Here is a 23998-nt window from a genome sequence, read left to right as displayed (position 1 = left end):
CCGCCCCGGAATGCGGGCGGGTCGGTCAGTAGCGGGAGGCCCCGCGCTGCCGGGGCAGCACCTCGCCGACCGCGTCGAGCACGGCGAACGGCGACTCGACGTGACCGAAGTGCCCGGCCTCCGGAAGCACGGTCACACGCAGGTCGTGCACGGTGTTCGACAGCCCGTGGTCGTCCGAGGCCGTCACGAAGGCGTCCCGCATACCGTGCACGACTCGCACCGGCACCCGGATGCGCCGCCAGCGCACGGCGTCGTAGCGCGCGGCCTCGCGCGCCGCCAGAAGGAAGGCCTTCGGCCGTACTTCCCGGGCCAGCGCCTGAACGACGCTCGCATCGATCCGCGACGGCTCGGCGAACAGCGGCGACACGATCCGCCGCAGCAGCCCGAGGGTTCCGGCCGCGCGCAGCAGCGCCGACGCCGTGCGCCCGAGCGGCGCGAAGGCCCGCATCACCGTGAGCAGTCCCACGAACGAGGGCACCGTGCGCCGCCCGAGTTCCGGGTCGCGCGACGCCTCGGCCACCGCGAAGGTGGTGGGGGAGACGAGGGCGACCGCCTTCGTCGCCTCGGTCTCGACCGCCGCGAGGTGCAGGCCGATGAAACCACCGAGCGAGTGGCCCAGCACGATCCACTCGTGGTAACCGAGCTCCCGCAGCACCGCGGCGATCATCCGCGCGTACCCGTCGACGGTGCGGAGCGATCGGTCGTCGGGCAGGGGTGACGCGCCCCAGCCGGGGAGGTCGATCAGCACCGGATCGCGCAAGGCCCCGCCCGCGCTGTCGGCTGCGGCGCGCAGCAACGGCGTCCACGTCGTCCACGATCCTGCGGCGCCGTGCAGCAGCACGACGGCGGTGCGGCCGCCCATGGTGCGCTGCTCGGTGTACACGGTCACCTCGCCCAGTGCGGTGGCGAGCGTGCGGGCCACCAGGCCGAAGCGCTCCGGACTCCCGTCGAGCGGGAACGGCGAGTAGGCGGACCGCTGCCGTGCCCAGGAATCGGTCATGCGCAGTGTTCGGAGCGGGCGGTCGGATGGATGGGTGGGATGCACGCGCGCCCGCGTGACGTCCGGCACCGGCCGGACCGACTACCCTCGAATGGATGACAGCGTCCGGAGCCCGTGTGCGACGTGCAGCCGCGCTCGTGCGCCTCGCCGTCGCGGTGCTCGGAGCCGTGGCGCTGATCTTCGACTTCGACTACGTGCTCGGCTTCAGCACCTTCTCGACGGTGAACTACTTCAGTTACTTCACCTTCCAGTCGAACCTGCTGAACGTGATCGTGCTCGGCGTCTCCGGGGTGCTGCTCCTGCGCGGTCACGTCGTGGGGCGCTTCCTCAGCAGCATCCGGGCCGGCTCCACCACCTACGTGATGGTGTCGGGGATCGTGTTCGGCCTGATCGTGTCGCAGGCCGGCAGCCACAACTACCGCATCGACGTGCCCTGGTCGAGCCAGGTGCTGCACTTCTGGATCCCGTCGTACATGCTGCTGGACTGGTTGATCGGCGTCGGCCGGCGCCGTCTGCTCTGGCGGCTGGTTCCCCTGGTGCTGATCTTCCCCGTGGTCTGGGGCGTGTTCACGCTCATCCGCGGGTCGATCGTGCGCTGGTACCCGTACTTCTTCCTCGACCCGGATCAGGTCAGCGGGCCACTGGAGTTCCTGATGTACTGCGGCATCGCGCTCGGCCTGTTCGCGGGCATCACCGCCGGCCTGGTGGGGCTCAGCCGGCTCAGGCCGCCGGCGTCGCGGTGGGCCGGAGCGAGTCGTCGACGAACGGTTCCAGACTCACCAGCGCCGCCCGGATGAAGTCGGCGTCGCTCTGCGTTCCGGTCACCGGAACGTCGTCCGCCGCCGTCAGCCCGATCAGGATCGGCTGACCGGTCGAGGGCAGCAGGTTGATCCACTCCGCGACCTCGGAGGTCTCGTCGATCACCGAGAGCACGGTCGCCTCGGTCGACCAGAACGGTTCGTCGAACCGCAGCCAGAGCTGCTCGAGCGTGCCCATCCCGAGCGCCTCGATCGCCGCCTGCGCGGCATCGGGCAGCGGGGGATCGAACTCGATCGTCCCCGCCTGCAGCACGCCGATCGGTGCGGTCACCACCACCCGGTCGATCGACAGCGATTCCCCGGTGCCGAGCCGCAGGCTCACCCCGTCGTCGTCGTACGCGATGCGGATGACCGTGGCCGAGAGCAGCACGTCCAGATCGCTGACCGCGTTCGCGACCACCGTCGAGAGCCCGCCCACGATCAGGCCGGTGCCGTCCACCAGGCCCGCCTTGTCGAGGCCGTAGCTGCCCGAGAGCCGGAAGGCGGTTGAGCCGTACCGGCTGGCGATGGTGGTGTCGAGGTAGTGCGTGAGCTGGTCGGAGGGCGAGACGCCGTCGGCGGCGGGCTCGGTCGAGAGCTCCGAAGCCCCGGATGCCGACAGGGCCGAGGCGAGCGAGGAATCGGCGGGCTGCGCCTTGGCCCAGGCCACGGCGGCGGCGACCGCATCCGGACCCGTGCTGGAGGGCGGCACCGTCGCGCCCTCGGCCGTGCGGATCTCCCGGCTCGCGTCGAGCGTCAGCGTGTCGACCTCGTTCGCGAGCAGCAGGCCGTCGAGCCCGTCACCCGAGACGGATGCGGCGCCGAGCTCCACCGGGAACGGCCAGCCGGCCTCGTCCCGGGTGTCGATGCGGCCGCCGACCCGATCGCGGGCCTCGATCACGACCACGTCGAATCCGGCGTCGGCCAGGGCGCGGGCGGCGGTGGCGCCGGCCAGACCGGCGCCCACCACCGCGATCCGCTCTCCGGGCTCGGCCAGGGCGGTCACCCGTTCGGCGGCGGCGTCACCCGAGGCGGCCGCGCCGATCACCGTGCCCGGGTATTCGCTCGAGAGGGCTTCACCGGCCAGGAACACCCGGTCGGCGACGGTCTCGCGCAGTGTCGCGCGGTCGGCGGGACTGGCTCCCACCGGCGTCATGCTGAACGAACCCAGCGAGAACGGATCGGTGGCCCAGGAGCTCCGCAGGAAGGCGGCCGGCTGCGGCACGGGGGAGAGCGGCACCGGCGTCGGCGTGGCGGTGGGGGTGGGCACGGGTTTCATCGGCGTACACGCGGCCAGCGCGGCCAGCGAGACCGCGGAGACCGCGCCTGCCAGGAAGGTCCGTCGCTCAAGTGCCAATTCTGCGGTGCCGTTTCTCGTGGTGAGTGGGGCCGTCTCCCGTGGTGACGGGGGATCCCCGGTACCTCCACGTTAGCCAACGATCCGGCATTCCGCCCCGGCGGTACGGTGCCGACGCTGGAATGATGGGCAGATGATCACCCCAGAGCTCGCTCGCGCCCTTCGCACCGCCGGACTGCGCTGGCATCCGCGCTCCGGAGACGCGTTCCGGATCGAGACCGCCGAGGGGGCGGACGAGGTGTTCACCGTGAGCGAGATGACGGTCGAGGTGCACGAGTTCCCCACGGGCCGGCAGATCGGCTTCAACGGGACCACGGAGTGGGCCCTCGACTCGGTGGCCCTCGCCGACACGCTCTGGCTGCCGCACGAGGCGCAGTTGCGCGAGCTGCTGCGCGACGGTTTCCGGCGGCTGGAGGCGGTGGACGGCCTGTTCGTGGTGACCGCGGTGGTGCGCGGCGTCGAGCGCGCCTACGAGGCCGAGACCGCGGAGGACGCCTACGGCGAGGCGGTGCTCGATCTCATCGTGCAGACGCTCGTGAGCGACACGGACGGCCCGGATGTCGGCCCCGCGGAATAGGGTTGGGGAATGACTGAAAACGCAGTTCCCCTCGTCACCCTGAACAACGGTGTGGAGATCCCCCAGCTCGGCTTCGGGGTCTTCAAGGTCGACCCCGACAAGACGAACCGCATCGTGCGCGATGCGCTCGATGTCGGCTACCGTCACCTCGACACCGCGAAGATCTACCACAACGAAGAGGGCGTCGGCCACGCCGTGCACGAGTCGGGCATCGCGCGCGACGAGCTCTTCATCACCACCAAGCTCTGGAACGACGACCAGACGAACGCGCCCGAGGCCTTCCAGAAGAGCCTCGCCCGCCTGCGTCAGGACTACGTCGACCTGTACCTCATCCACTGGCCCACTCCCGAGCGCGACACCTACATCGAGGCCTGGCGTGCCCTGGAGGGCATCCTCGAGTCGGGCAAGGCGAAGGCCATCGGCGTCTCCAACTTCACGGTCGACCACCTCGACCGCCTGATCAGCGAGACCGGCATCGTCCCGGCCGTCAACCAGGTCGAACTGCACGTCGACTTCCAGCAGGCCGAACTGCGCGCCTACGCCGCGGAGAAGGGCATCGCCATCGAGGCCTGGGGCCCCCTCGGCCAGGGCAAGATCAACGAGTCCGAAGAGCTCGCCGCGATCGCCTCGGCGCACGGCAAGTCCGTGCCGCAGACGATCCTGCGCTGGCACCTCGACGTGGGCAACATCGTCATCCCGAAGAGCAACAACAAGGAGCGGATGGCCGAGAACTTCGACATCCTCGACTTCTCGCTCACCGACTCGGAGATCGCGACCATCGCCACGCTCGACCAGGGCGAGCAGGGCCGCAACGGCAGCAACCCGCTCGAGGTCAACTAGCTAGTTCGCCGCGGCAACCGGAGCGTCCGCGTTCGTCTTCCTGGGAAACCAGGGGACGAGCGCGGACGTTCTGTTCTTGTAATCCGCGTATTCCGGGTACCGGGAGGCCGAGATGCTCTCGGTGAACACGGTGGAGCCGATGAACAGCAGGGTGAGCAGGACGGCGCCGGCGGCGGTCCACTGCAGCACGCTGCCTGCGGCCACGGAGCCGATCAGGAAGAACACCCACCACTGGGCCTGCTCGAAGAAGAAGTTCGGGTGCCGGGAGAAGCGGAACAGCCCGGTCTGCAGGAAGCGCGGCCGGGCCTCGCGGCCGGCGGCGGTCTCGGCCTTCTTCCACTGATGGAAGTCCCACTGCTGCTGGTCGGCGACCGTCTCGCCCACCAGGAAGGCCAGGAAGAGCACCAGCAGGGCGATGTCGAGCCAGCCGAACGGCGTCGCGCGGTGCTCGTACGCCATGAACGCCGGCATCGCGATCAGGAACAGGATGATGTTCTGGTAGATCGTGATGAAGAACAGGTTGAAGAGCTGGTACGCGGCCGGCGGCATCCGCTTTCGGAGAATCGCCCACCGGTAGTCTTCGCCACCCCGGGCGTAGCCGCCCTTGCGCGAGAAGTTGAAGGTGAGGCGAGCGCCCCACAGCGTCACGACGGTCGCCATCAGGTTCAGCCGCAGGTCGCTGAAGCCCGCGGATGCGGCGAAGATCCACACGTACACGAGGGGGATGACCGACCAGATCCGGTCGACCCAGGAGTACTCGCGGGTGACCAGTGAGAGCACCCACACCAGCAGGCAGACCGCCCCGAGAACCCACAGAGCCGCGAACAAGGGAGCCATGGCAGAAGTGTAGGTGACCGTACGGCGATCATGCGGGGAACTCGCGGGTCGGAGAAGGCCTCTCATCGGCTACGCTGGTCACAGCAAGGAGGGCAGCTGGATGACGAACGATTCGAACACCGATCACACGACGAGCATCCCCGTCCCCGCGAACTCGGCCGACACCACGCTCTCGCTCACCGGAGAGTTCGCCGCTCAGCTCGCGGCACTCGAGGGTGGCGTCTCCACCGAAGAGCTCGAGGCCATCGGCGCGCTGCCCTCGGGCTCGGCTCTGCTGATCGTTCGGCGCGGGCCCAGCTCGGGCGCCCGGTTCCTGCTCGACACGACCGTCAGCACGGTCGGGCGTCATCCGAACGCCGACATCTTCCTCGACGACGTCACCGTCTCGCGCCGCCACGCGGAGTTCACCCGCCACGGCCACACCTTCGGTGTGAAAGACCTCGGCTCGCTGAACGGCACCTACGTCGAAGGCGTGCGGGTCGACGAGGCTCTGCTGGACGACGGCGCCGAGGTGCAGATCGGAAAGTTCCGCCTCACGTTCTACCCATCACGCATCGACGTGGTGACCTCCGCAGGGCAGTAGTGCCGCCCGCCGCAGAACCTCGCCGTTCGGGGTCTCGATCCAACGCTGCCTCCGACGAGCCGGTCCGCTCCGCAGCACCGGCCTCGGCCGCCGACTCCGCCGCCGGATCCGCTCAGCTCCTCGGCATCGGGCAGGTGCTCTCCAAGCTCACCGCCGAGTTCCCCGAACTCACGCCCTCGAAGCTGCGGTTCCTCGAGGAGCGCGGTCTGGTGCATCCCTCCCGCACCCAGTCGGGCTACCGCAAGTTCTCGCAGAACGACCTGAGCCGGTTGCGCCTCATCCTGAGCCTGCAGCGCGACTGCTACCTGCCGCTGGCCGTGATCAAGGACTACCTGGCCGATCTGGATGCCGGGCTGAACCCGCCGATGCCGGGTGCCGGCCTCGCCGGTGGCGCCTCCATCCTGCAGTCCGGCCGTCGGATGAGCCGCGACGAGCTCACGAAGGCCGCCGGCGCCACGCCGATGCTCGTGCAGGATGCCTTCTCCGCGTCGGTGCTCACGCCGGCCGAGACGTACGGCGAAGACGCGCTGGTGGTGCTGAAGGCGCTGGTCGAACTGCAGCGCAGCGGCATCGAGCCGCGGCACCTGCGCGGCTTCCGGCAGGCCACCGAGCGCGAACTCGGCCTGATCGAGAGCGCTCTGATGCCGGTGGCGCGCCGCCGGGATCCCTCCAGCCGCGCCAAAGTGGCCGAGATGGCGGTGGAGATCGCCGGGCAGCTCGAGATCGTGCGGTCCAGCCTCATCCGCTCGGCTCTGGGGCGGATCGCGCCGTGACGCCTCGGCCGACTCGATAACGATCCGGTCCGCCACGGCGACACGCCGGGGGCAGAAGTGGGATGTCGTTGCCCCGGGGTCCCGGCATCGCTAGCGTGGTCACAGAACACGAGTTCCGGATGTCCCGGTGCTCGCACCATGGAAGGCCCTGATGAACGAGATAAGCAAGAACGACGATTCTCGCTACGATCTCGGCCTCCTCTTCACGGACGGGCTGCCCGACCTCGATCAGGCCGCCGGCTACCGGGGTGCTGTCGCGGCCCGCGCCGCCGGAATCACCTACCGCCAGCTCGACTACTGGGCGCGCACCGCGCTCGTCGAGCCCACCGTGCGCGGTGCGGCCGGTTCCGGTTCGCAGCGACTCTACGGTTTCCGCGACATCCTGGTTCTCAAGCTCGTCAAGCGCCTGCTCGACACGGGCATCTCGCTGCAGCAGATCCGCACGGCCATCAACCAGCTGCGCGAATCCGGCATCAACGACCTGGCGCAGACGACCCTGATGTCCGACGGCGCCAGCGTCTACCTCTGCACTTCCAACGACGAGGTCATCGACCTCGTCAGCCGCGGCCAGGGCGTCTTCGGCATCGCCGTCGGCAAGGTGCTCCGCGAGGTCGAGAACTCCCTCGTCGAGCTCGACAGTGTGGTCGCCGACCCGCAAGACGAGCTCGCCGCACGGCGCTCCGCGCGCAAGGCTGTGTAGTTGCCGTCGCGGCCGGGCTTCGCTCGGCCGTGACGGGTTGCGCCGGTCCCTGCCCGGCGCAGCGCGACATGTGAGCGCGCGGTCGCCGGGCGCGGCCTGCGGTCGCACCCGTCGGCCACCCACTCACCCTGGGTCGTCGAGTACGGCCCCTCGCTTCGCCAACACGTCGGTACGAAAACGAAGTTGCACCTTCGAAGTTCCTCGGGACGTGTCTCGAGTCTCGGGCCTTTTTCGACGACCCAAGGTGAGCGTGTGGCCGAACGGCCCGACCGCAGGCCGGGTCGTTCGACCGCGCGCTCACATGTCGCGCGGCGCCGGGCAGGGACCGGCGCCGCCCGGTGACGCCGAGCGAAGCCCGGCGCCACCGGCAGCTAGCACAGCCGGACAAGCCACCCACGTATTACCGCTAACGCGCCATCGCTACGCGCAACCGCCGCCGTGTCCTGGCTAACGCGCAATCGCTACGCGCAACATCCACCGTGACCTGGCTGACGCGCAACCGCTGACGCGCCGTCGCTACGGACAACCACTAACGCGCAACCGCCGCCGTGTCCTGGCTGACGCGCCGGCGGGACCCTAGGCCTTGAGGTCGGCGTACTCGCCGACGCGGCCGGTACGCATCACGCGCTCCAGCAGGAGGTCGAAGTTGCGGGCCATCTCCTGGGCGCCCTCACCGGGCCAGACGTGCAGGGGCTTGGCGGCACCCTGGGCCTGCTGGAGGGAGGTTCGCTCGGGGAGCTGAGGCGAGAGCACCAGAGGGCCGAACATGTCGCGCAGCTCCTTGATGCGGAACTGGTGCTCGAGCGACTGCGAGCGCACGCGGTTCACGATGATGCCGAGCGGCTGGAGGCGGGGGGAGAGGCCGCGACGGATCTCCTCGATCGCCCGCAGCGCGCGGTCGGCGGCAGCGACCGAGAACAGGCCGGGCTCGGTGACCACCGAGACGCGGTCGGATGCCGCCCACGCCGTGCGCGTCAACGCGTTCAGCGAAGGGGCGCAGTCGATCAGCACGAGGTCGTACTCCGACTCGACCGTGGCGAGGGCCTCTTCGAGCTTCCAGATGTCGCGGATCGACGGGTGGGGCCCGTCGAAGTTGAGGGCGGAGGGGCTGCCGATCAGGACGTCGATCTTGCCACCGCGGTCTTTGGTCCAGCCCGAGGGAGCGATCGCCGCACGGACGACCTTCTCCTTGGGCGAGGCCAGCACATCGGCCACGTTGAGATGCCCGGCGACACGGATATCCATGCCGGTGGAGACGTCCGACTGCGGGTCGAGGTCGACGACGAGGGTTCGCAATCCCTTGGCGAAGGCGGCGGAAGCGAGACCGAGCGTCACTGTGGTCTTGCCCACACCCCCCTTGAGGGAAGAGACGCTGAGTACATGCACAATCCCCAACGTTACCTTCACTAGGCTTAGAGAACCTAACTGTTCGCTGTACGCGCATGCGCCTGAAAGGTCTCGATGTTCACGAAGATCCTTGTTGCCAACCGCGGCGAGATCGCGATCCGCGCGTTCCGGGCTGCCTATGAACTAGGCGCCAAGACGGTCGCGGTGTTCCCCTACGAAGACCGCAATTCCCTGCATCGCCTCAAGGCCGATGAGGCCTACCAGATCGGGGAGGTCGGGCATCCGGTGCGCGCCTACCTCGATGTGTCCGAGATCATCCGTGTGGCCAAGGAGAGCGGCGCCGACGCCATCTACCCCGGCTACGGCTTCCTCTCCGAGAACCCCGAGCTGGCGAAGGCGGCCGCGGAGAACGGCATCACCTTCATCGGCCCGGGCGAGCACGTGCTCGAGATGGCCGGCAACAAGGTCACGGCGAAGGAGCACGCGATCGCGGCCGGCGTCCCGGTGCTGCGCTCCACACCTGCCACCCGTGACATCGAGGAGCTGCTGGCCGGCGCCGACGACATCGGCTTCCCCATCTTCGCCAAGGCCGTCGCCGGCGGCGGCGGGCGCGGGATGCGCCGGGTCGAGAGCAAGGAAGACCTGCGCGACGCCCTCGAAGCGGCCATGCGCGAGGCCGACAGCGCGTTCGGCGACCCGACCATGTTCCTGGAGCAGGCGGTGCTGCGCCCCCGGCACATCGAAGTGCAGATCCTGGCCGACGGCGCGGGGGAGACCCTGCACCTGTTCGAGCGCGACTGCTCGGTGCAGCGCCGCAACCAGAAGGTCGTCGAGATCGCGCCGGCCCCGAACATCTCCGACGAGCTGCGTGAGGCCCTGCACTCGGATGCCATCAAGTTCGCCCGCTCGATCGGTTACGTGAACGCGGGAACGGTGGAGTTCCTGGTCGACACGGTCGGCCCGCGGGCCGGCGAGCACGTGTTCATCGAGATGAACCCGCGCATCCAGGTGGAGCATACGGTGACCGAAGAGGTCACCGACGTCGACCTCGTGCAGTCGCAGATGCTCATCGCGAGCGGCAGCACCTTCGACGACCTGGGCCTGCACCAGGAGGACATCGTGCTGCACGGCGCCGCCCTGCAGTGCCGCATCACCACGGAGGACCCGTCGGCCGGTTTCCGCCCCGACACCGGCAAGATCGGTGCGTACCGCTCGCCGGGCGGCGCGGGTGTGCGGCTCGACGGCGGCACCGTCTCGGTGGGCGCCCAGATCAGCCCGCACTTCGACTCGATGCTGGCCAAGATGACCTGCCGTGGCCGTGACTTCCCGACCGCGGTGCGCCGGGCCCGCCGTGCGCTGGCCGAGTTCCGCATCCGGGGCGTCTCCACGAACATCCCCTTCCTCCAGGGCGTGCTCGACGATCCCTCGTTCGCCGCGGGTGACCTCAGCACGAGCTTCATCGACGAGCGACCCGAGCTGCTGGCCGGCCGCGAGTCGAAGGACCGCGGATCCAAGGTGCTGAACTACCTCGCCGACGTGACGGTGAACCAGCCCAACGGTGCCCGTGTGGGTTCGGTCGAGCCCTCGGCCAAGCTGCCCTCGATCGACCTCTCGACGCCGGCCCCGGATGGGTCGCGCCAGAAGCTGCTCGAACTCGGCCCGACCGGCTTCGCCGCAGCCCTGCGCGCGCAGACGGCGCTGGCCGTGACCGAGACCACGATGCGCGACGCCCACCAGTCGCTGCTGGCGACCCGGGTGCGCACCCGCGACCTCGTGGCGGTCGCCCCCTACGTGGCCCGCCTGACGCCCGAGCTGTTCTCGGTCGAGGCCTGGGGCGGTGCCACCTACGACGTGGCGCTGCGTTTCCTCGGCGAAGACCCCTGGGAGCGGCTGGCGACGCTGCGGGAGGCGCTGCCGAACGTGGCCATCCAGATGCTGCTGCGCGGCCGCAACACGGTCGGCTACACCCCGTACCCCACCGAGGTGACGGATGCGTTCGTGCGCGAGGCCGCCGCCACCGGCGTCGACGTCTTCCGTATCTTCGACGCCTTGAACGACGTGTCGCAGATGCGCCCGGCGATCGAGTCGGTGCTCGCCACCGGCACGACCGTCGCCGAGGTGGCGGTCTGCTACACCGGCGACCTCCTCGACCCGGCCGAAGACCTCTACACGCTCGACTACTACCTGCGACTCGCCGACGACATCGTCGCCGCCGGGGCGCACGTGCTGGCGATCAAGGACATGGCCGGTCTGCTGCGCCCGGCTGCGGCCGGGAAGCTCGTCACTGCGCTCCGGGAGCGCTTCGACCTGCCGGTGCACGTGCACACGCACGACACCGCGGGAGGCCAGCTGGCCACGCTGCTGGCGGCATCCGCGGCCGGCGCGGACGCCGTCGACGTGGCATCCGCCCCCATGTCGGGCACCACGTCGCAGCCCTCGCTCTCGGCGCTCGTGGCAGCCATGGCCCACACCGAGCGCGACACCGGCCTCTCGCTGCAGGCGGTGGGCGACCTCGAGCCGTACTGGGAAGCCGTGCGCCAGGTCTACCGGCCGTTCGAGTCGGGGCTGCCGGGCCCGACGGGTCGCGTCTACAAGCACGAGATCCCGGGCGGGCAGCTGTCGAACCTGCGCCAGCAGGCGATCGCACTGGGCCTGGCCGACGACTTCGAGCGCATCGAGGATCTCTACGCGGCCGCGAACGGCATCCTGGGCCGCATCCCCAAGGTGACGCCCTCCTCGAAGGTGGTGGGCGACCTCGCCCTGCACCTCGCGGCGGTGAAGGCCGACCCGGCCGACTTCGCCGAGAACCCGGGCAACTACGACATCCCCGACTCGGTGATCGGCTTCATGGCCGGCGAGCTGGGCGAGCTGCCCGGCGGATGGCCCGAGCCGTTCCGGTCGAAGGTGCTCGAGGGGCGCACGGTGAACGTGGGCGTGACCCCGCTGAGCGAGGCGGATGCGGCGGCGATCGCCCCGGAGTCCGACTCGCGCACCCGCCAGTCGACGCTGAACCGCCTGCTTTTCCCGGCGCCCACGGCCTCGTTCGACCAGCAGCGCGAGCAGTTCGGCGACCTCTCGGTGGTCGACACGGTCGACTACCTCTACGGCCTCAACCAGGGCACGGAGCACGTGGTCGAGATCGACAAGGGCGTGCGCCTGTTCGTGGGCCTCGAGGCCATCGGCGAGGTCGACGAGAAGGGCTTCCGCACGGTCATGACCACGCTCAACGGCCAGCTGCGCCCGGTGAACGTGCGCGACCGCTCCGTGAAGGTCGAGTCGAAGGCGGCCGAGAAGGCGGATGCCGCGATCCCCGGCCAGGTGCCCGCCCCGTTCTCGGGCGTGGTGACCCTCAAGGTCGAGCAGGGCGCCGTGCTGGCTGCCGGCGACCCCGTCGCCACCATCGAGGCCATGAAGATGGAGGCGGCGATCACCACGCCCGTCGCCGGAACCGTGACCCGGCTCGCCATCCCGAAGACCCAGCAGGTGGAGGCCGGCGACCTGATCGTGGTCGTCTCGCCGAACGCCTGATGATCCGGATGCGGGGCCCGTGCTCGTCGTGGGTCTCGGGCCCCGCATCACCTCTCCACCGAAAGTGAACTCCCGCTGTGACCGTCCGTGAGATCCGCCTGTTCGGCGACCCCGTGCTGAAGACCGTGTCCGACCCGATCGGCGTCATCGACGACCGCGTGCGCGGGCTGGTCGACGACCTGCTGGACAGCGTGAAGGTGCCGGGACGAGCCGGGGTGGCGGCCTCCCAGATCGGGGTGAACCTGCGGGCCTTCAGCTACAACGTCGACGGCGAGGTGGGCTACATCCTGAACCCGGTGCTGGTGGAGGTGTCGGGGGAGCCCGAGCTGGTCGACGAGGGCTGCCTCTCGGTGCCCGACCTCTGGTTCAAGACGGCGCGCTACCCCTTCGCCCGGGCGACCGGCATCGACCTCGACGGCAACCCGGTGGAGGTCTCGGGCACGGGCGTGCTCGCGCAGGCGCTGCAGCACGAGACCGACCACCTCGACGGCCTGCTCTACCTCGACCGCCTCGACAAGCCCTCCCGTCGCGAGGCCATGCGCCAGGTGCGCGAGTCGACCTGGTTCTGAATAGCTCTCGGGCTCGGCGCCCTGCTCCTCGCCGCCTCGGCGGCGGGAGTCGTTGCTCCGGCGTCCGCCCTGACTCCGCCGGTGGTGAGCCGTGTGCAGGGAACCGATCGCTACGACCAGGCCGTACAGGTGTCGAAGGCGGCGTTCACGACCGCGAACACGGTGTACCTGGCGAGCGGCGAGAAGTTCTCGGATGCGCTGAGCGCCGGGTCGGTCGCGGGCCTGCACAATGCGCCGCTACTGCTCACTCCGGCGGCCGTGCTCACAGCGGGCACGCTCGCCGAGCTGCAGCGCCTGAACCCCGATCACATCGTGATCGTCGGCGGCGCGAACTCGGTCAACGAATCGGTGGCCGACAGACTGATCGAGAAGATCCCGGATGCCGCCGTCTCGCGCATCGGGGGTGCCGACCGTTTCGAGGTCTCACGGAACCTCATCGCCAGCCCCGACTTCGGGGTGCCGAGCACGCCGTGGGTCTACGTGGCCTCGGGAGCCACCTTCCCCGACGCTCTGGCCGCCTCGCCGGCCGCCGTGGCAGTGAACGGACCGGTCCTCCTGGTCAATGGTGCGGAGAGTGCGTTGACGACGGCCGAAGCCGGCTTCTTCGACGATCTCGGCGTGGCGAACGTGCGCATCGCGGGTGGTCCGGCCTCGGTGAGCTCGGCCCTGCAGGCGTCGCTGGCGGCGAAGTATACGGTGACGCGGGCATCCGGAGCCGACCGTTTCGAGGCCGCGGCGGCCATCAACAAGGAGGCGTTCATCGCGTCGACGACCGTGTACCTCGCGAGCGGGCTGGTGTTCCCGGATGCCCTGAGCGCGGCGCCCGTGGCCGGGAAGAACGGAAACCCGATCTACCTGGTTCGGAAAGACTGCATCCCGCAGGCCGTCATCGCCGAGATCACCCGCCTCGCTCCCGCGAAGATCGTGATCCTGGGCGGACCTGACACGATCGGAGACGACCTGAAGCCCTGCTGACCGGTCAGTGCACCAGGGACTGGCCCTCGGTGGCGGGGGCCGCGTTGTAGATGCCCTCGATCACGGGCGCGAAGTCCTTCAGGATGACGTTGCGCTTGATCGTGAGCTTCGGGGTGAGGTGGCCGCTCGCCTCGGTGAAGTCCGAGGTGAGCACCACGAACTTGCGGATCGACTCGGCACGGGAGACCAGCGTGTTGGCCGCGTCGACCTCGCGCTGGATCTCGGCCAAGACGGCGGGGTTCACCGCAGCCTCGTCGACGGTGAGCGTCGCCGACTGACCGTTGTTGGCCAGCCACACGGGCAGCATCTCCGAGTCGAGAGTGATCAACGCCGAGATGAAGGGCTTCTGATCGCCGACGACCACCACCTGACCCACCAGCGGGTTGGCGCGGATCGGGTCTTCGAGCGCGGCCGGAGCCACGTTCTTGCCACCGGCCGTGACGATGATCTCCTTCTTGCGGCCGGTGATGGTGAGGAATCCCTCGTCGTCGAGCGCGCCGATGTCGCCGGTCTTGAACCACTCGCCATCCATCACCTCGGCGGTGGCCTCGTCGTTCTTCCAGTAACCGGCGAACACGTTGATGCCCGAGACGAGGATCTCGCCGTCGTCGGCGATCTTGATGCCGACACCCGGCAGCGCAGGGCCGACCGTACCGATCTTGAACTTGTCGGTGAGGTTCACCGTGGCCGGCGCGGTGGTCTCGGTCAGGCCGTAGCCCTCGAGGATCGTGACGCCGAGGCTGCGGTAGAAGTGCCCCAGACGGTGACCGAGCGGAGCGGATCCGGAGACCGCGTACTGCACCCGGCCGCCGAGCGCGGTGCGCAGCTTGGAGTAGACGAGTCGGTCGAACAGCTTGAACTTGAGCCGCAGTCCCAGCGGCACGTGTCCGGCGTCGAGCGCTTCGGAGTGCTCGACCGCGACGTGGGCGGCACTGCGGAAGATCTTGCCCTTGCCGCCGGTCTCGGCCTTCTGCTCGGAGGAGTTGTAGACCTTCTCGAACACCCGGGGCACGGCGAGCAGGAAGGTCGGCTTGAACGAGCCGAGCGCCGGCAGAAGCTGCTTGGTGTCGGCCTGGTGGCCCACCTTCACGCCGCCGTGCACGCTCAGGATCGAGATGAAGCGCGCGAAGACGTGGGCCGTGGTGATGAACAGGAGCGTCGAGGCACCCGGCCGAACGATGTCCTTCATGCTGACGGCGGCGTTGCGCGAGAGTTCCACGAAGTTCGAGTGGGTGAGGATGCAGCCCTTGGGGCGCCCGGTGGTTCCCGAGGTGTAGATGAGCGTGGCGAGATCCGAACCGACGGCGATCGAGCGACGGCGCTCGATCTCCTCGTCGGAGACGGCCGAGCCGGAGGCGGCCAGCTTGTCGAGATCGCCGAGGTCGACCTGCCAGACGCGCGTGACCAGCGGCAGGTCGGCGTGCACCTCGTCGAAGCGGGCGAAGTTGTCGGCGGTCTCCAGGATGACGGCGGTGGCACCCGAGTCGCTCATGTTCCACTGCAGCTGGGTGGGCGAGGAGGTCTCGTAGATCGGCACCAGCACGGCCCCGGCGAACCAGGTGGCGAAGTCGATCAGCGTCCACTCGTAGCGGGTCTTGCACATCAGGCCGATCTTGTCGCCCGGCTCGATGCCGGCGGCGACGAGGCCCTTGGCCACGGCACGCACCTGGGTGAGGAACTCGGCTGCGGTGACGTCGCGCCATCCCGCGCCCTCGGGCACGGCGAAGAGAGGTTCGTCGGGAGTGAGCCGCACCCGCTCGATGAGCAGGTCGGTGGCGTTCGCCGTGGGATCGGCGGGGACAACGGGAGGGACGAAATACTGGTCCACGGCAGCTCCTTCGGTACCGGTCGAGTGCATCTCATCTACACTCTACTTGGTGCGTCCGAGGCTTCCCTGGACGCGTTCACTCCGGGAGACAAGGAACATCATCATGCGGGCCATCGGAATCGACATCGGTGGCACAAAGATCGCCGGAGCGGTGGTCGACGAGTTCGGTCACATCGTGAAGCACGACCGCCGGCCCACCTCCGCCTCCGAGCCGCAGGTGATCGAGGACACGGTCGTCGAGATGGTGCAGTACCTCTCGCAGGGCGAGGAGATCTCGGCCGTCGGCGTGGCCGCCGCCGGGTTCATCGATGCGGCGCAGTCCATCGTCTACTACGCCCCCAACATCAGCTGGCGCAACGAGCCCTTCCGCGAGAAGCTCGAGAAGCGACTGGGCATCACCATCGTGGTCGAGAACGACGCCAACGCCGCCGGCTGGGCCGAGTTCCGCTTCGGGGCCGGGCGCCTGGTCAGCGACATGGTCATCCTCACCATCGGCACCGGGGTGGGCGGCGCGATCGTCAGCGGCGACCGTCTGTTCCGCGGCGGCTTCGGTGCGGGTGCCGAGCTCGGGCACCTGCGGCTCGTGCCGGGCGGGCTGCCCTGCGGCTGCGGCGCCCACGGCTGCATCGAGCAGTACGGATCGGGCCGCGCGCTCCTGCGCATCGCCAACGAGCTGGCGGATGCCGGCGGCATAGGCCAGGCGCTCGCCTCGGTGCGCAGCCGCAACGGCGTGCTCACCGGTCTCGACGTGAGCGAACTGGTGGAGATCGACGACCCGGGCGCCCTCGCCGCCCTGCGCACCCTCGGCAGCTCGCTCGGCCAGGCCTGCGCGAGCCTGGCGGCCGTGCTCGACCCCCAGCTGTTCGTGATCGGCGGCGGCGTCGCCCAGGCGGGGGACAAGCTGCTGGAGCCGATCCGTCTCGCCTTCCTGGACTCCCTCCCGGCGCGCGGCTACCATCCGGAGCCCGAGTTCGCGATCGCGCAACTGGTCAACGATGCCGGCGTCGTCGGTGCCGCCGACCTCGCCCGCCACTACGCCGAGACGATCTGAGGGGCCGAGCCGTCATGTTCTACTTCCTCGCGAAATACCTGCTCATCGCGCCGGTGCTGAAGACGTTCTTCCGGCCCTGGGTGATCGGCCTGGAGAACATCCCCGCCACCGGGGGAGCGATCCTGGCGTCCAACCACCTCTCGTTCAGCGACTCGGTCTTCCTGCCGGTGATCGTCGACCGGCACGTGTCCTTCCTCGCCAAGAGCGACTACTTCACCGGCAAGGGCATCAAGGGCTTCTTCGTGCGGCTGTTCTTCAACGCCAGCGGCCAGCTCTCGATCGACCGCACCGGCGGCAAGGCCTCCGAAGCCTCGCTCAACACGGGCCTGGCGGTGCTCGGCCGCGGTGAACTGCTCGGCATCTACCCCGAGGGCACGCGCAGCCCCGACGCGAAGCTGTACCGGGGCCGCACGGGCGTGGCCCGGATGGTGCTCGAGGCGCACGTGCCCATCATCCCGGTCGCCATGATCGACACCGAGAAGGTGATGCCGATCGGCAGCAAGATCCCGAAGATCCGCCGGATTGGCATCATCATCGGCGAGCCACTAGATTTCTCTAGGTTCGAGGGGCTGGAATCCGACCGATTCATCCTTCGCTCCGTGACCGACGAGATCATGTACGAACTGCACCGCCTGGGAGGCCAGGAATACGCGGACGTGTATGCAACTTCGGTCAAGGAGAAACGCACGAGAGCCGTGCGACCGAGCGCGAAACAACCCCGCGCCTGACAGATAGATACAGGAAACAGGACCCAGTGGTAGATCCAACAGAGCTGATCGTCGAAGCGGATGAATCTGTGATCGCGGGTCTGGACTATTGGCGTGACCTGCCGGTGAAGCAGCAGCCGGAGTGGCCCGACCGCCTGGCGGTCGAGTCGGTCTCGCGCGAGATCTCGAGCTTCCCGCCCCTCGTCTTCGCGGGCGAGGTCGACAACCTGCGCGAGCGGCTCGCCAGCGCGGCCCGCGGTGAGGCGTTCCTGCTGCAGGGCGGCGACTGCGCCGAGACCTTCGCCGGTGCCACCGCCGATCAGATCAAGGATCGCGTCAAGACGATCCTGCAGATGGCCGTCGTGCTCACCTACGGCGCCTCGATGCCCGTCATCAAGATGGGCCGGATGGCCGGTCAGTTCGCGAAGCCCCGCTCCAGCGACACCGAGACGCGTGACGGTGTCACGCTGCCCGCCTACCGCGGCGACATCGTGAACGGCTACGACTTCACACCGGAGTCGCGCACCGCGAACCCGCAGCGCCTGCTCGACGGGTACCACGTGGCCGCCTCGACGCTCAACCTCATCCGCGCGTTCACGCAGGGCGGTTTCGCCGACCTGCGTCAGGTGCACACCTGGAACAAGGGCTTCACCTCGAACCCGGCGAACGTGCGCTACGAGCAGCTGGCCGGCGAGATCGATCGCGCCGTCAAGTTCATGGTGGCCTGCGGCGCCGACTTCGAGGCGCTGAAGCGCACGGAGTTCTACGTCAGTCACGAGGCCCTGCTGTTCGACTACGAGCGGCCGATGACCCGGATCGATTCGCGCACCGGAACGCCGTACAACACCTCGTCGCACTTCGTGTGGATCGGGGAGCGCACGCGCGACCTCGACGGCGCGCACGTCGACTTCCTGTCGCGGGTGCGCAACCCGATCGGCGTGAAGCTCGGCCCGTCGACCACGGCCGACGACATGCTGCGGCTGATCGACAAGCTCGACCCGAACCGCGAGCCCGGGCGCCTCACCTTCATCACGCGGATGGGCGCGGGCAAGATCCGCGACGCCCTGCCGCCCCTGCTGGAGGCGATCAAGGCCTCGGATGCGCTGCCGCTCTGGGTCACCGACCCGATGCACGGCAACGGCCTCACCACGCCCAACGGCTACAAGACCCGTCGCTTCGACGACGTGGTCGACGAGGTGAAGGGCTTCTTCGAGGCGCACCGCGACGCGGGAACGCACCCCGGTGGCATCCACGTCGAGCTCACCGGTGACGACGTCACCGAGTGCCTCGGCGGCTCGGAGCACATCGACGAGGACACCCTCGCCACCCGCTACGAGTCGCTCTGCGACCCGCGCCTGAACCACATGCAGTCGCTGGAACTCGCGTTCCTGGTGGCCGAGGAGCTCGTGGCGTCGGGCAGCTCGCCCCGGAGCTAGGTGTGGTGCGGCGGAGGTGTTGGGACTGACACTGTCTCGCTGTGCTAGCTGCTGAGGCGGCCGGGCTTCGCTCGGCCGTCTCAGGCTGCGCCGGTCCCTGCCCGGCGCAGCGCGACATGTGAGCACGCGGTCGACGGACGCGGCCTGCGGTCGCATCCGTCGGCCACACACTCACCTCGGGTCGTCGAGTACGGCCCGAGACTTCGTATGCCTTCCGAGGTGTTCTGTGCGTTCTAGAAGACGCTGAAGGAGACCGTCATCTTGGAGCCCTTCGGGACGCTCGCGCCTCCTGCGGGGTCGGTGGCGCTCACCTTGAAGGTGTCGGGGAAGGCGTCTGCGACGGCGTTGTACTGGAGGGCGAAGCCGAGCTTCTCGAGGATGGGCTTCGCCTCCGTCCAGGACTTGCCGTTGAGGTCGGTGGGGACCGTGACCGGCTCCGGACCGCGCGAGACGTTGAGCGTGACGCTCTGGCCGGGGACGACGGTGCCCTCGGGGGCGATCGCCTCGTAGACGTGGCCCTCGGGGATCTCGTCGTTGAAGTCCTGCGACCCGTCGACACCGGTGAGGCCGACCGCCGCGAGGGTGGCTTTGGCGTCGTCGAGCGACTGGCCGACGACATCCGGGATCGCACCGAGCGAGACGACCAGCGTGATCGGCTGCTGCTCGGGGTAGGTGGCGCCCAGGGGTTGGCCGTCGGCTCCGAGTGCGGCGATCACCACGCCGGCCTCGACGTCGGCGTTGAACTGCTGCTGAGAGGGAGCGGTGGTGAACTCGCCGGCCTGGACGGCCGCTGTCGCGTCGGCCTCGGCCATACCGGCCAGGGCCGGCACCTCGAGCATCCGGGGCCCGGCCGAGACGATGACCGTGACGGCTGCGCCCTTGGACAGCGTGCTGCCACTGGCCGGATCGGTGCCGATGATGCTGCCGGCGGCCACGGCGAGGCTGTTCTGATCGGCTCGGGTGGGAACGAGTTCGAGACCCTGGAGCGTGGCGATCGCGTCATCCGGGGTCAGGGCGCTCACGTCGGGCACCGTGACGTTCGCGCCGGGACCGGCGGCGAAGTACCAGGCGCCGCCACCGAGCGCACCCGCGAGCAGCAGCACGAGGGCGAAGATGAGGAAGCCGCGCTTGCGCCGCGAGGACGCCTTGCGGGCCAGCCTGTCCTGCGCCGAGGGCGGCGTGGGACCGCCGCCTGGGCCGCCGGGACCGATGAGCGGACCGGCGGGCGGGGCAGGCGGCGCGATGGCACTGCCGTAGACGGTGGTGGGGCCGGCGGCGGCGGCGCCGACGGCCGCGGACGCCACGACCGTGGCCGCGGTGGCCCCCACGACCTTCGTCGCACCCGTGCGGCGTCGCTGTTCCAGCACCTGGGTCTGCGCCTGGTCGAGATCGGCGTCGAAGGTGGCCGGCGGCAGAACCGCCGTGCGCGCGGTCGCATGGTGCGGCACGGGGTTGCCGGCGATCTCGCTCTCGGCCGAACGAAGGCGCTCCAGCATCTCGCGTGCGTCGTTGGGCCGGTCGTCGGGGTCTTTCGCCGTCGCCCACAGCACCAGGTCGTCGAGCTGTTCGGGAACATCCCGGTTCGCCGCGCTCGGCACGGGCATCGGGTCGTTGGCGTGCTGGAACGCGATCGCCATCGGCTGCTCGCCCACGAAGGGCTGCGCGCCGACGAGCATCTCGTACATCATGATGCCGGCCGCGTAGATGTCGCTGCGGGCATCGGCCGTGCCGCGGGTGAGCAGCTCGGGGGAGAGGTAGGCGATCGTTCCGAGCAGCGCCTGGCCCGTGGCGGTGTTGGCCGAGACGGCGCGCGCCAGGCCGAAGTCGCTGATCTTGATGCGCCCGTCGTCGGCCATCAGCACGTTCTCGGGCTTGAGGTCGCGGTGCACGATGCCGGCCTTGTGCGCCGCCGCGAGGCCGCCCAGCACCGCGTCCATCACATCGATGGTCTGCGCGGTGGTGAGCTTGCCGTACTCCTTGAGGATGTCGCGCAGCGTCTTGCCGGGCAGGTACTCCATCACCAGGTAGGCCATGTCGGTGTCCTGACCCTGGTCGAACACGTTCACGACGTTCGGATGCGCGAGCCGGGCCGCCGACCGGGCCTCCTGCACGAAGCGCTCCTTGAACGCGGCGTCGTCGGCCAGATGGCCGTGCATGATCTTGATCGCGACCTGGCGCTCGAGCCGCAGATCGGTGGCGAGGTAGACCGTCGCCATGCCGCCGCGCGCCACGCGCGACCGAACCTGGTACCGGCCGTCGATGAGACGTCCGATTATGGGGTCGGGTGGGGCGCTGGTCACGACCTCCACTCTAGAGAGCGTCGTCTCCACTTCCCCGTATAGACACTGCGAGCGGGGGGTTCCGGTGCCGAACTTTATCCATTCGTGACGGAACGGGATCACCACGGTTCTCCGGATGCGTGGCAATCTGTACTCGTGACTGATCTGCCCGCCACCGAATGGCTGACCGTTCCCGACCTCGTCGACCTGCTCGGCCTCACCCCGAGTCGCGTACGGCGACTGATCGAAGACCGCCACCTGGTGGGGGTCAAGCGCGACGGGGTGCTGTCGGTTCCCGCCAGCTTCGTGCGCGACGGCGAGCCGCTGACCGAACTGCGCGGCACCATCATCGTGCTCACCGACAACCGCTTCAGCGACGACGAGATCGTGGAGTGGCTGCTCGAGCCCAACGAGCTGCTGGATGCGGTGCCGATCGACGCGCTGCGGGCCGGCCGCAAGGCCGAGGTGCGGCGGATCGCCCAGGCGCTCGCCTTCTAGCTCTCGCGCTGGGTGATCACCCGGGCAAGCGACGCGAGCTCTGCCCGGGCGGTGTCGCCGAAGGGCGCGCGCTCGAGTTCGCGCAGGGCCGCCTTCGTGCGGTCGGCGATCATGGTCTCGACCTCGAGGACCGCGCCGGTCTCGCGCATGGTCTGCTGCAGCATCCGGATCTGGCTCTCGTTCAGCTCGGGGTCGCCGAGCAGCTCGTCGAACAGGCGGCGGGATGACGCATCCAAGCGCGCCCGGGTGAGCGCCACCAGCACGGTGCGCTTGCCCTCGCGCAGGTCGTCCCCGGAGGGTTTTCCCGTGCGCTCGGCGTCGCCGAACACGCCGAGCAGGTCGTCGCGCAGCTGGAACGCGATGCCGAGCGGCAGGCCGAAGCGGCGCAGGCTGTCGAGCTGCTCGACGGATGCTCCGCGCAGCGTCGCGCCGATCACCAGCGGCGCCTCCACGCTGTACTTCGCCGACTTGTAGACGATCACGCGCTCGGCGCGCTCAAGCGCCTGCGGCAGCTCGACCCCGGCCCAGGCGCGCTCCTCGAGCAGATCGAGGTACTGGCCGAGGGTGACCTCGGTGCGCATCTGGTCGACCGCATCGCGGGTGGCGAGCAGGGCGTCCACGTTCGGAGCCCCCAGGATGGCACGCGAGATGAGCTCGTCGCTCCAGGCCAGCAGCAGGTCGCCGAGCAGGATGGCGCTGCCCTCGCCGAAACCGCGACCGGGCCCCCGCCAGCCCTCCTCGGCGTGCAGGGACTCGAACCGGCGGTGCACCGAGGGGCGGCCGCGGCGGGTGTCGGAGTTGTCGATGATGTCGTCGTGCACGAGCGCGGCGGCGTGGAACAGCTCCAACCCGGCGCAGAGATCGACCAGGGCGTCGAGGTCGCCCGCGCTCGGAACGGCCGACGCGGAGTTGGCCGGCGACACCGCCCGCCAGCCCCAGTAGCAGAACTGGGCGCGGAACCTCTTGCCACCGCTGAGAAGATCCCGCGAGAACGTCGCGAACGGGGCCAGCTCGGGTGCGATCCGCAAGAGAATGGAGTCCCGGGACGCGAGGAACTCGCTGATTCGTGTCTCGACCAGATTGACTAGGCGCGGGCTTTCCATCACTCGCCTAGCCTAGCCAGACCGAGCGCACTAGAATCAGCGTTACCATGCGTCGGTCCCGAGCCTGAGGTGAAATAGGATGCCGCTTTCGGAGCAAGAACAACGACTCCTCGATGAGATGGAGCGCAGCCTCTACCACAACGATGCCGATTTCGTCTCGGCCGTCAGCGGTGGTCGGGGTCGACTCAATTACGGCGCCTTGGTGCTGGGGATCCTGGTGGGGATCCTCGGGCTGGGGATCGTCATCGCCGGAGTGATCTTCCACCAGCCGCTGATCGGCCTGGTCGGCTTCGTCGCCATGTTCGGCGGCGTTCTGCTGGCCCTTCGCCGCAGCAAGCGAGGCCGTGGGGTGCCGGCTGCTCCCTCGCCCTCCACATCCACCCCCCGCGGAGGCAAAGCCGCCTCGAAGTCGGGATTCATGGATCGCTTGAACGACCGCTGGGAGCGTCGCGACGACGACCGCAGCGAGTGATGACGCCGCCGCCCGGGCGCACCGGGTGAGCTGAAAGAAGAGACCGGCCTTCGGGCCGGTCTTTTTTTGTGCCCGGACACTCCACGGTGCACACACTGCCCTCCATTTCCCTCCACCACTCGGATCCTTGTATTGGCGCGGATTTTTTTGCATTTCGGTCACGCAACACCCCCGTTTTGATTGATTGGTGGGGGAGAGTGGAGTAAAGTGGAGTGAAGCCCACAATTCTGGCCGGAAGAGTAAGGGGAGGTAAGTGTTCCTTGGCACGTACGCTCCCAAGCTCGACGACAAAGGGCGCATCATCCTCCCCGCGAAGTTCCGCGACGAGCTGGCCGGCGGTGTGGTCATGACCCGCGGCCAGGAGAACTGCATCTACGTCTTCTCCACCCGCGAGTTCGAAGACCTGCACGAGAAGATCCGGCAGGCGCCGGTCACCTCCAAGCAGGCCCGCGACTACCTGCGTGTGTTCCTCTCCGGCGCCAGCGCCGAGACCCCCGACAAGCAGCACCGCGTGACGGTGCCCGCTCCGCTCCGCAGCTACGCCAACCTCGATCGCGACCTCGTCGTGATCGGCGCCGGCAGCCGCGCCGAGATCTGGGACGCCGAGGCCTGGAACACCTACCTCGCCGCCCAGGAAGCCGCCTTCTCCGAGACCGACGAGGAGGTGATCCCGGGACTCTTCTGAGTCGTCGCCCCTGACTCCCAGCCGTTGCCCGCCCTGGCGCACTTCCCCGGTGCCAG

Annotated in this window: 22 protein-coding genes; 15 read left to right on the top strand and 7 right to left on the bottom strand. The window is 69.1% G+C overall.

Annotated features, from left to right (window positions below; genetic code table 11):
• Window positions 1-25 precede the first annotated feature (25 nt).
• Window positions 26-1000 carry an alpha/beta fold hydrolase gene (locus ACN4JJ_RS13830; protein ID WP_440710469.1) on the bottom strand — a complete coding sequence of 325 codons (975 nt, stop codon included), beginning with the start codon at window positions 998-1000 and terminating at the stop codon, window positions 26-28.
• Window positions 1001-1095: 95 nt separating this feature from the next.
• Between ACN4JJ_RS13830 and ACN4JJ_RS13825 the strand changes: the two genes are divergently transcribed.
• On the top strand, window positions 1096-1797 hold the full coding sequence (locus ACN4JJ_RS13825; RefSeq protein ID WP_440710468.1) for a Pr6Pr family membrane protein: 702 nt from the start codon (window positions 1096-1098) through the stop codon (window positions 1795-1797).
• On the opposite strand, the gene ACN4JJ_RS13820 is transcribed toward ACN4JJ_RS13825, so the two are convergent.
• Complete coding sequence (locus ACN4JJ_RS13820) at window positions 1721-3067, bottom strand: flavin monoamine oxidase family protein (RefSeq protein WP_440710467.1); 1347 nt, start codon at window positions 3065-3067, stop codon at window positions 1721-1723. The genes ACN4JJ_RS13825 and ACN4JJ_RS13820 overlap by 77 nt on opposite strands.
• A 220-nt stretch (window positions 3068-3287) precedes the next feature.
• On the opposite strand from ACN4JJ_RS13820, the gene ACN4JJ_RS13815 reads away from it, so the two are divergent.
• On the top strand, window positions 3288-3731 hold the full coding sequence (locus ACN4JJ_RS13815; RefSeq protein ID WP_440710466.1) for a pilus assembly protein CpaE: 444 nt from the start codon (window positions 3288-3290) through the stop codon (window positions 3729-3731).
• Between the two features lie 9 nt (window positions 3732-3740).
• Window positions 3741-4571: an aldo/keto reductase gene (locus ACN4JJ_RS13810; RefSeq protein WP_440710465.1), complete on the top strand. Its 831-nt coding sequence runs from the start codon at window positions 3741-3743 to the stop codon at window positions 4569-4571.
• Here ACN4JJ_RS13810 and ACN4JJ_RS13805 read toward each other — a convergent pair whose 3' ends face one another.
• Window positions 4572-5408, bottom strand: a complete 837-nt coding sequence (locus ACN4JJ_RS13805; protein ID WP_440710464.1) for a DUF1295 domain-containing protein — start codon at window positions 5406-5408, stop codon at window positions 4572-4574. It lies immediately after the preceding gene.
• Between the two features lie 100 nt (window positions 5409-5508).
• Here ACN4JJ_RS13805 and ACN4JJ_RS13800 point away from each other — a divergent pair, with 100 nt between their 5' ends.
• From ACN4JJ_RS13800 to ACN4JJ_RS13790, 3 genes are all read left to right on the top strand, one after another.
• The gene (locus ACN4JJ_RS13800) at window positions 5509-5991 is read left to right on the top strand and encodes an FHA domain-containing protein (protein ID WP_440710463.1); all 483 of its coding nucleotides are present in this window, start codon (window positions 5509-5511) and stop codon (window positions 5989-5991) included.
• A 125-nt stretch (window positions 5992-6116) separates the two neighbouring features.
• The gene (ftsR, locus tag ACN4JJ_RS13795) at window positions 6117-6764 is read left to right on the top strand and encodes a transcriptional regulator FtsR (protein ID WP_440710828.1); all 648 of its coding nucleotides are present in this window, start codon (window positions 6117-6119) and stop codon (window positions 6762-6764) included.
• Between the two features lie 151 nt (window positions 6765-6915).
• Window positions 6916-7464 carry a MerR family transcriptional regulator gene (locus tag ACN4JJ_RS13790; RefSeq protein WP_440710462.1) on the top strand — a complete coding sequence of 183 codons (549 nt, stop codon included), beginning with the start codon at window positions 6916-6918 and terminating at the stop codon, window positions 7462-7464.
• Window positions 7465-8040: 576 nt separating this feature from the next.
• Here ACN4JJ_RS13790 and ACN4JJ_RS13785 read toward each other — a convergent pair.
• Window positions 8041-8850, bottom strand: a complete 810-nt coding sequence (locus tag ACN4JJ_RS13785; RefSeq protein ID WP_194681152.1) for a ParA family protein — start codon at window positions 8848-8850, stop codon at window positions 8041-8043.
• Between the two features lie 75 nt (window positions 8851-8925).
• On the opposite strand from ACN4JJ_RS13785, the gene ACN4JJ_RS13780 reads away from it, so the two are divergent.
• The 3 genes from ACN4JJ_RS13780 to ACN4JJ_RS13770 all read left to right on the top strand — a co-directional run bounded on the left by ACN4JJ_RS13780 (window position 8926) and on the right by ACN4JJ_RS13770 (window position 13883).
• Entirely contained in the window at window positions 8926-12339 is a 3414-nt protein-coding gene (locus tag ACN4JJ_RS13780) for a pyruvate carboxylase (RefSeq protein ID WP_440710461.1), read from the top strand.
• 77 nt (window positions 12340-12416) lie between these two features.
• A complete protein-coding gene (locus ACN4JJ_RS13775; RefSeq protein ID WP_291052036.1) occupies window positions 12417-12908 on the top strand; it encodes a peptide deformylase in 492 nt (163 codons plus the stop codon).
• An 81-nt stretch (window positions 12909-12989) separates the two neighbouring features.
• On the top strand, window positions 12990-13883 hold the full coding sequence (locus tag ACN4JJ_RS13770; protein WP_440710460.1) for a cell wall-binding repeat-containing protein: 894 nt from the start codon (window positions 12990-12992) through the stop codon (window positions 13881-13883).
• 4 nt (window positions 13884-13887) lie between these two features.
• Here the strand turns inward: ACN4JJ_RS13770 and ACN4JJ_RS13765 are convergent, their stop codons facing one another.
• Window positions 13888-15711, bottom strand: a complete 1824-nt coding sequence (locus tag ACN4JJ_RS13765; protein WP_440710459.1) for an AMP-dependent synthetase/ligase — start codon at window positions 15709-15711, stop codon at window positions 13888-13890.
• Window positions 15712-15814: 103 nt separating this feature from the next.
• On the opposite strand from ACN4JJ_RS13765, the gene ACN4JJ_RS13760 reads away from it, so the two are divergent.
• Genes ACN4JJ_RS13760 through ACN4JJ_RS13750 form a run of 3 tightly spaced genes read left to right on the top strand, consistent with a single transcriptional unit; the run spans window position 15815 to window position 18905 of the window.
• A complete protein-coding gene (locus tag ACN4JJ_RS13760; protein ID WP_440710458.1) occupies window positions 15815-16762 on the top strand; it encodes an ROK family glucokinase in 948 nt (315 codons plus the stop codon).
• 14 nt (window positions 16763-16776) lie between these two features.
• Window positions 16777-17490 carry a lysophospholipid acyltransferase family protein gene (locus tag ACN4JJ_RS13755; protein ID WP_440710457.1) on the top strand — a complete coding sequence of 238 codons (714 nt, stop codon included), beginning with the start codon at window positions 16777-16779 and terminating at the stop codon, window positions 17488-17490.
• Between the two features lie 26 nt (window positions 17491-17516).
• On the top strand, window positions 17517-18905 hold the full coding sequence (locus tag ACN4JJ_RS13750) for a class II 3-deoxy-7-phosphoheptulonate synthase (protein ID WP_440710456.1): 1389 nt from the start codon (window positions 17517-17519) through the stop codon (window positions 18903-18905).
• A gap of 233 nt (window positions 18906-19138) precedes the next feature.
• Here ACN4JJ_RS13750 and pknB read toward each other — a convergent pair whose 3' ends face one another.
• On the bottom strand, window positions 19139-21205 hold the full coding sequence (gene pknB / locus ACN4JJ_RS13745) for a Stk1 family PASTA domain-containing Ser/Thr kinase (RefSeq protein WP_440710455.1): 2067 nt from the start codon (window positions 21203-21205) through the stop codon (window positions 19139-19141).
• A gap of 135 nt (window positions 21206-21340) precedes the next feature.
• On the opposite strand from pknB, the gene ACN4JJ_RS13740 reads away from it, so the two are divergent.
• Entirely contained in the window at window positions 21341-21682 is a 342-nt protein-coding gene (locus ACN4JJ_RS13740) for an Rv2175c family DNA-binding protein (RefSeq protein ID WP_440710454.1), read from the top strand.
• Here the strand turns inward: ACN4JJ_RS13740 and ACN4JJ_RS13735 are convergent.
• Complete coding sequence (locus tag ACN4JJ_RS13735; protein ID WP_440710453.1) at window positions 21679-22788, bottom strand: polyprenyl synthetase family protein; 1110 nt, start codon at window positions 22786-22788, stop codon at window positions 21679-21681. The two genes, ACN4JJ_RS13740 and ACN4JJ_RS13735, sit on opposite strands and share 4 nt — an antisense overlap.
• Window positions 22789-22864: 76 nt before the next feature.
• Between ACN4JJ_RS13735 and ACN4JJ_RS13730 the strand changes: the two genes are divergently transcribed.
• On the top strand, window positions 22865-23257 hold the full coding sequence (locus ACN4JJ_RS13730) for an SCO2097 family morphological protein (RefSeq protein WP_291052055.1): 393 nt from the start codon (window positions 22865-22867) through the stop codon (window positions 23255-23257).
• A gap of 253 nt (window positions 23258-23510) precedes the next feature.
• Window positions 23511-23942 (top strand): division/cell wall cluster transcriptional repressor MraZ, encoded by a 432-nt coding sequence (gene mraZ / locus ACN4JJ_RS13725; RefSeq protein WP_291052058.1) that lies wholly within the window; start codon window positions 23511-23513, stop codon window positions 23940-23942.
• The last annotated feature ends 56 nt before the right edge of the window (window positions 23943-23998 follow it).

This window comes from Herbiconiux dendrobii (assembly GCF_052048175.1).
Classification (GTDB): Bacteria; Actinomycetota; Actinomycetes; order Actinomycetales; family Microbacteriaceae; genus Herbiconiux.
Note: the sequence above shows the minus strand (reverse complement) of the source record. Positions and strands in the feature narration are given on the sequence as shown.

What these genes read in the sequence shown, in the direction of transcription:
- ACN4JJ_RS13730 (WP_291052055.1), top strand. Translation starts at nt 22,865, where the DNA reads ATGCCGCTTTCGGAGCAAGAACAACGACTCCTCGATGAGATGGAGCGC.
- ACN4JJ_RS13810 (WP_440710465.1), top strand. Translation starts at nt 3,741, where the DNA reads ATGACTGAAAACGCAGTTCCCCTCGTCACCCTGAACAACGGTGTGGAG.
- ACN4JJ_RS13830 (WP_440710469.1), bottom strand. Translation starts at nt 1,000, where the DNA reads ATGACCGATTCCTGGGCACGGCAGCGGTCCGCCTACTCGCCGTTCCCG.
- ACN4JJ_RS13815 (WP_440710466.1), top strand. Translation starts at nt 3,288, where the DNA reads ATGATCACCCCAGAGCTCGCTCGCGCCCTTCGCACCGCCGGACTGCGC.
- ACN4JJ_RS13780 (WP_440710461.1), top strand. Translation starts at nt 8,926, where the DNA reads ATGTTCACGAAGATCCTTGTTGCCAACCGCGGCGAGATCGCGATCCGC.
- ACN4JJ_RS13805 (WP_440710464.1), bottom strand. Translation starts at nt 5,408, where the DNA reads ATGGCTCCCTTGTTCGCGGCTCTGTGGGTTCTCGGGGCGGTCTGCCTG.
- ACN4JJ_RS13755 (WP_440710457.1), top strand. Translation starts at nt 16,777, where the DNA reads ATGTTCTACTTCCTCGCGAAATACCTGCTCATCGCGCCGGTGCTGAAG.
- ACN4JJ_RS13800 (WP_440710463.1), top strand. Translation starts at nt 5,509, where the DNA reads ATGACGAACGATTCGAACACCGATCACACGACGAGCATCCCCGTCCCC.
- ACN4JJ_RS13760 (WP_440710458.1), top strand. Translation starts at nt 15,815, where the DNA reads ATGCGGGCCATCGGAATCGACATCGGTGGCACAAAGATCGCCGGAGCG.
- ACN4JJ_RS13790 (WP_440710462.1), top strand. Translation starts at nt 6,916, where the DNA reads ATGAACGAGATAAGCAAGAACGACGATTCTCGCTACGATCTCGGCCTC.
- ACN4JJ_RS13825 (WP_440710468.1), top strand. Translation starts at nt 1,096, where the DNA reads ATGACAGCGTCCGGAGCCCGTGTGCGACGTGCAGCCGCGCTCGTGCGC.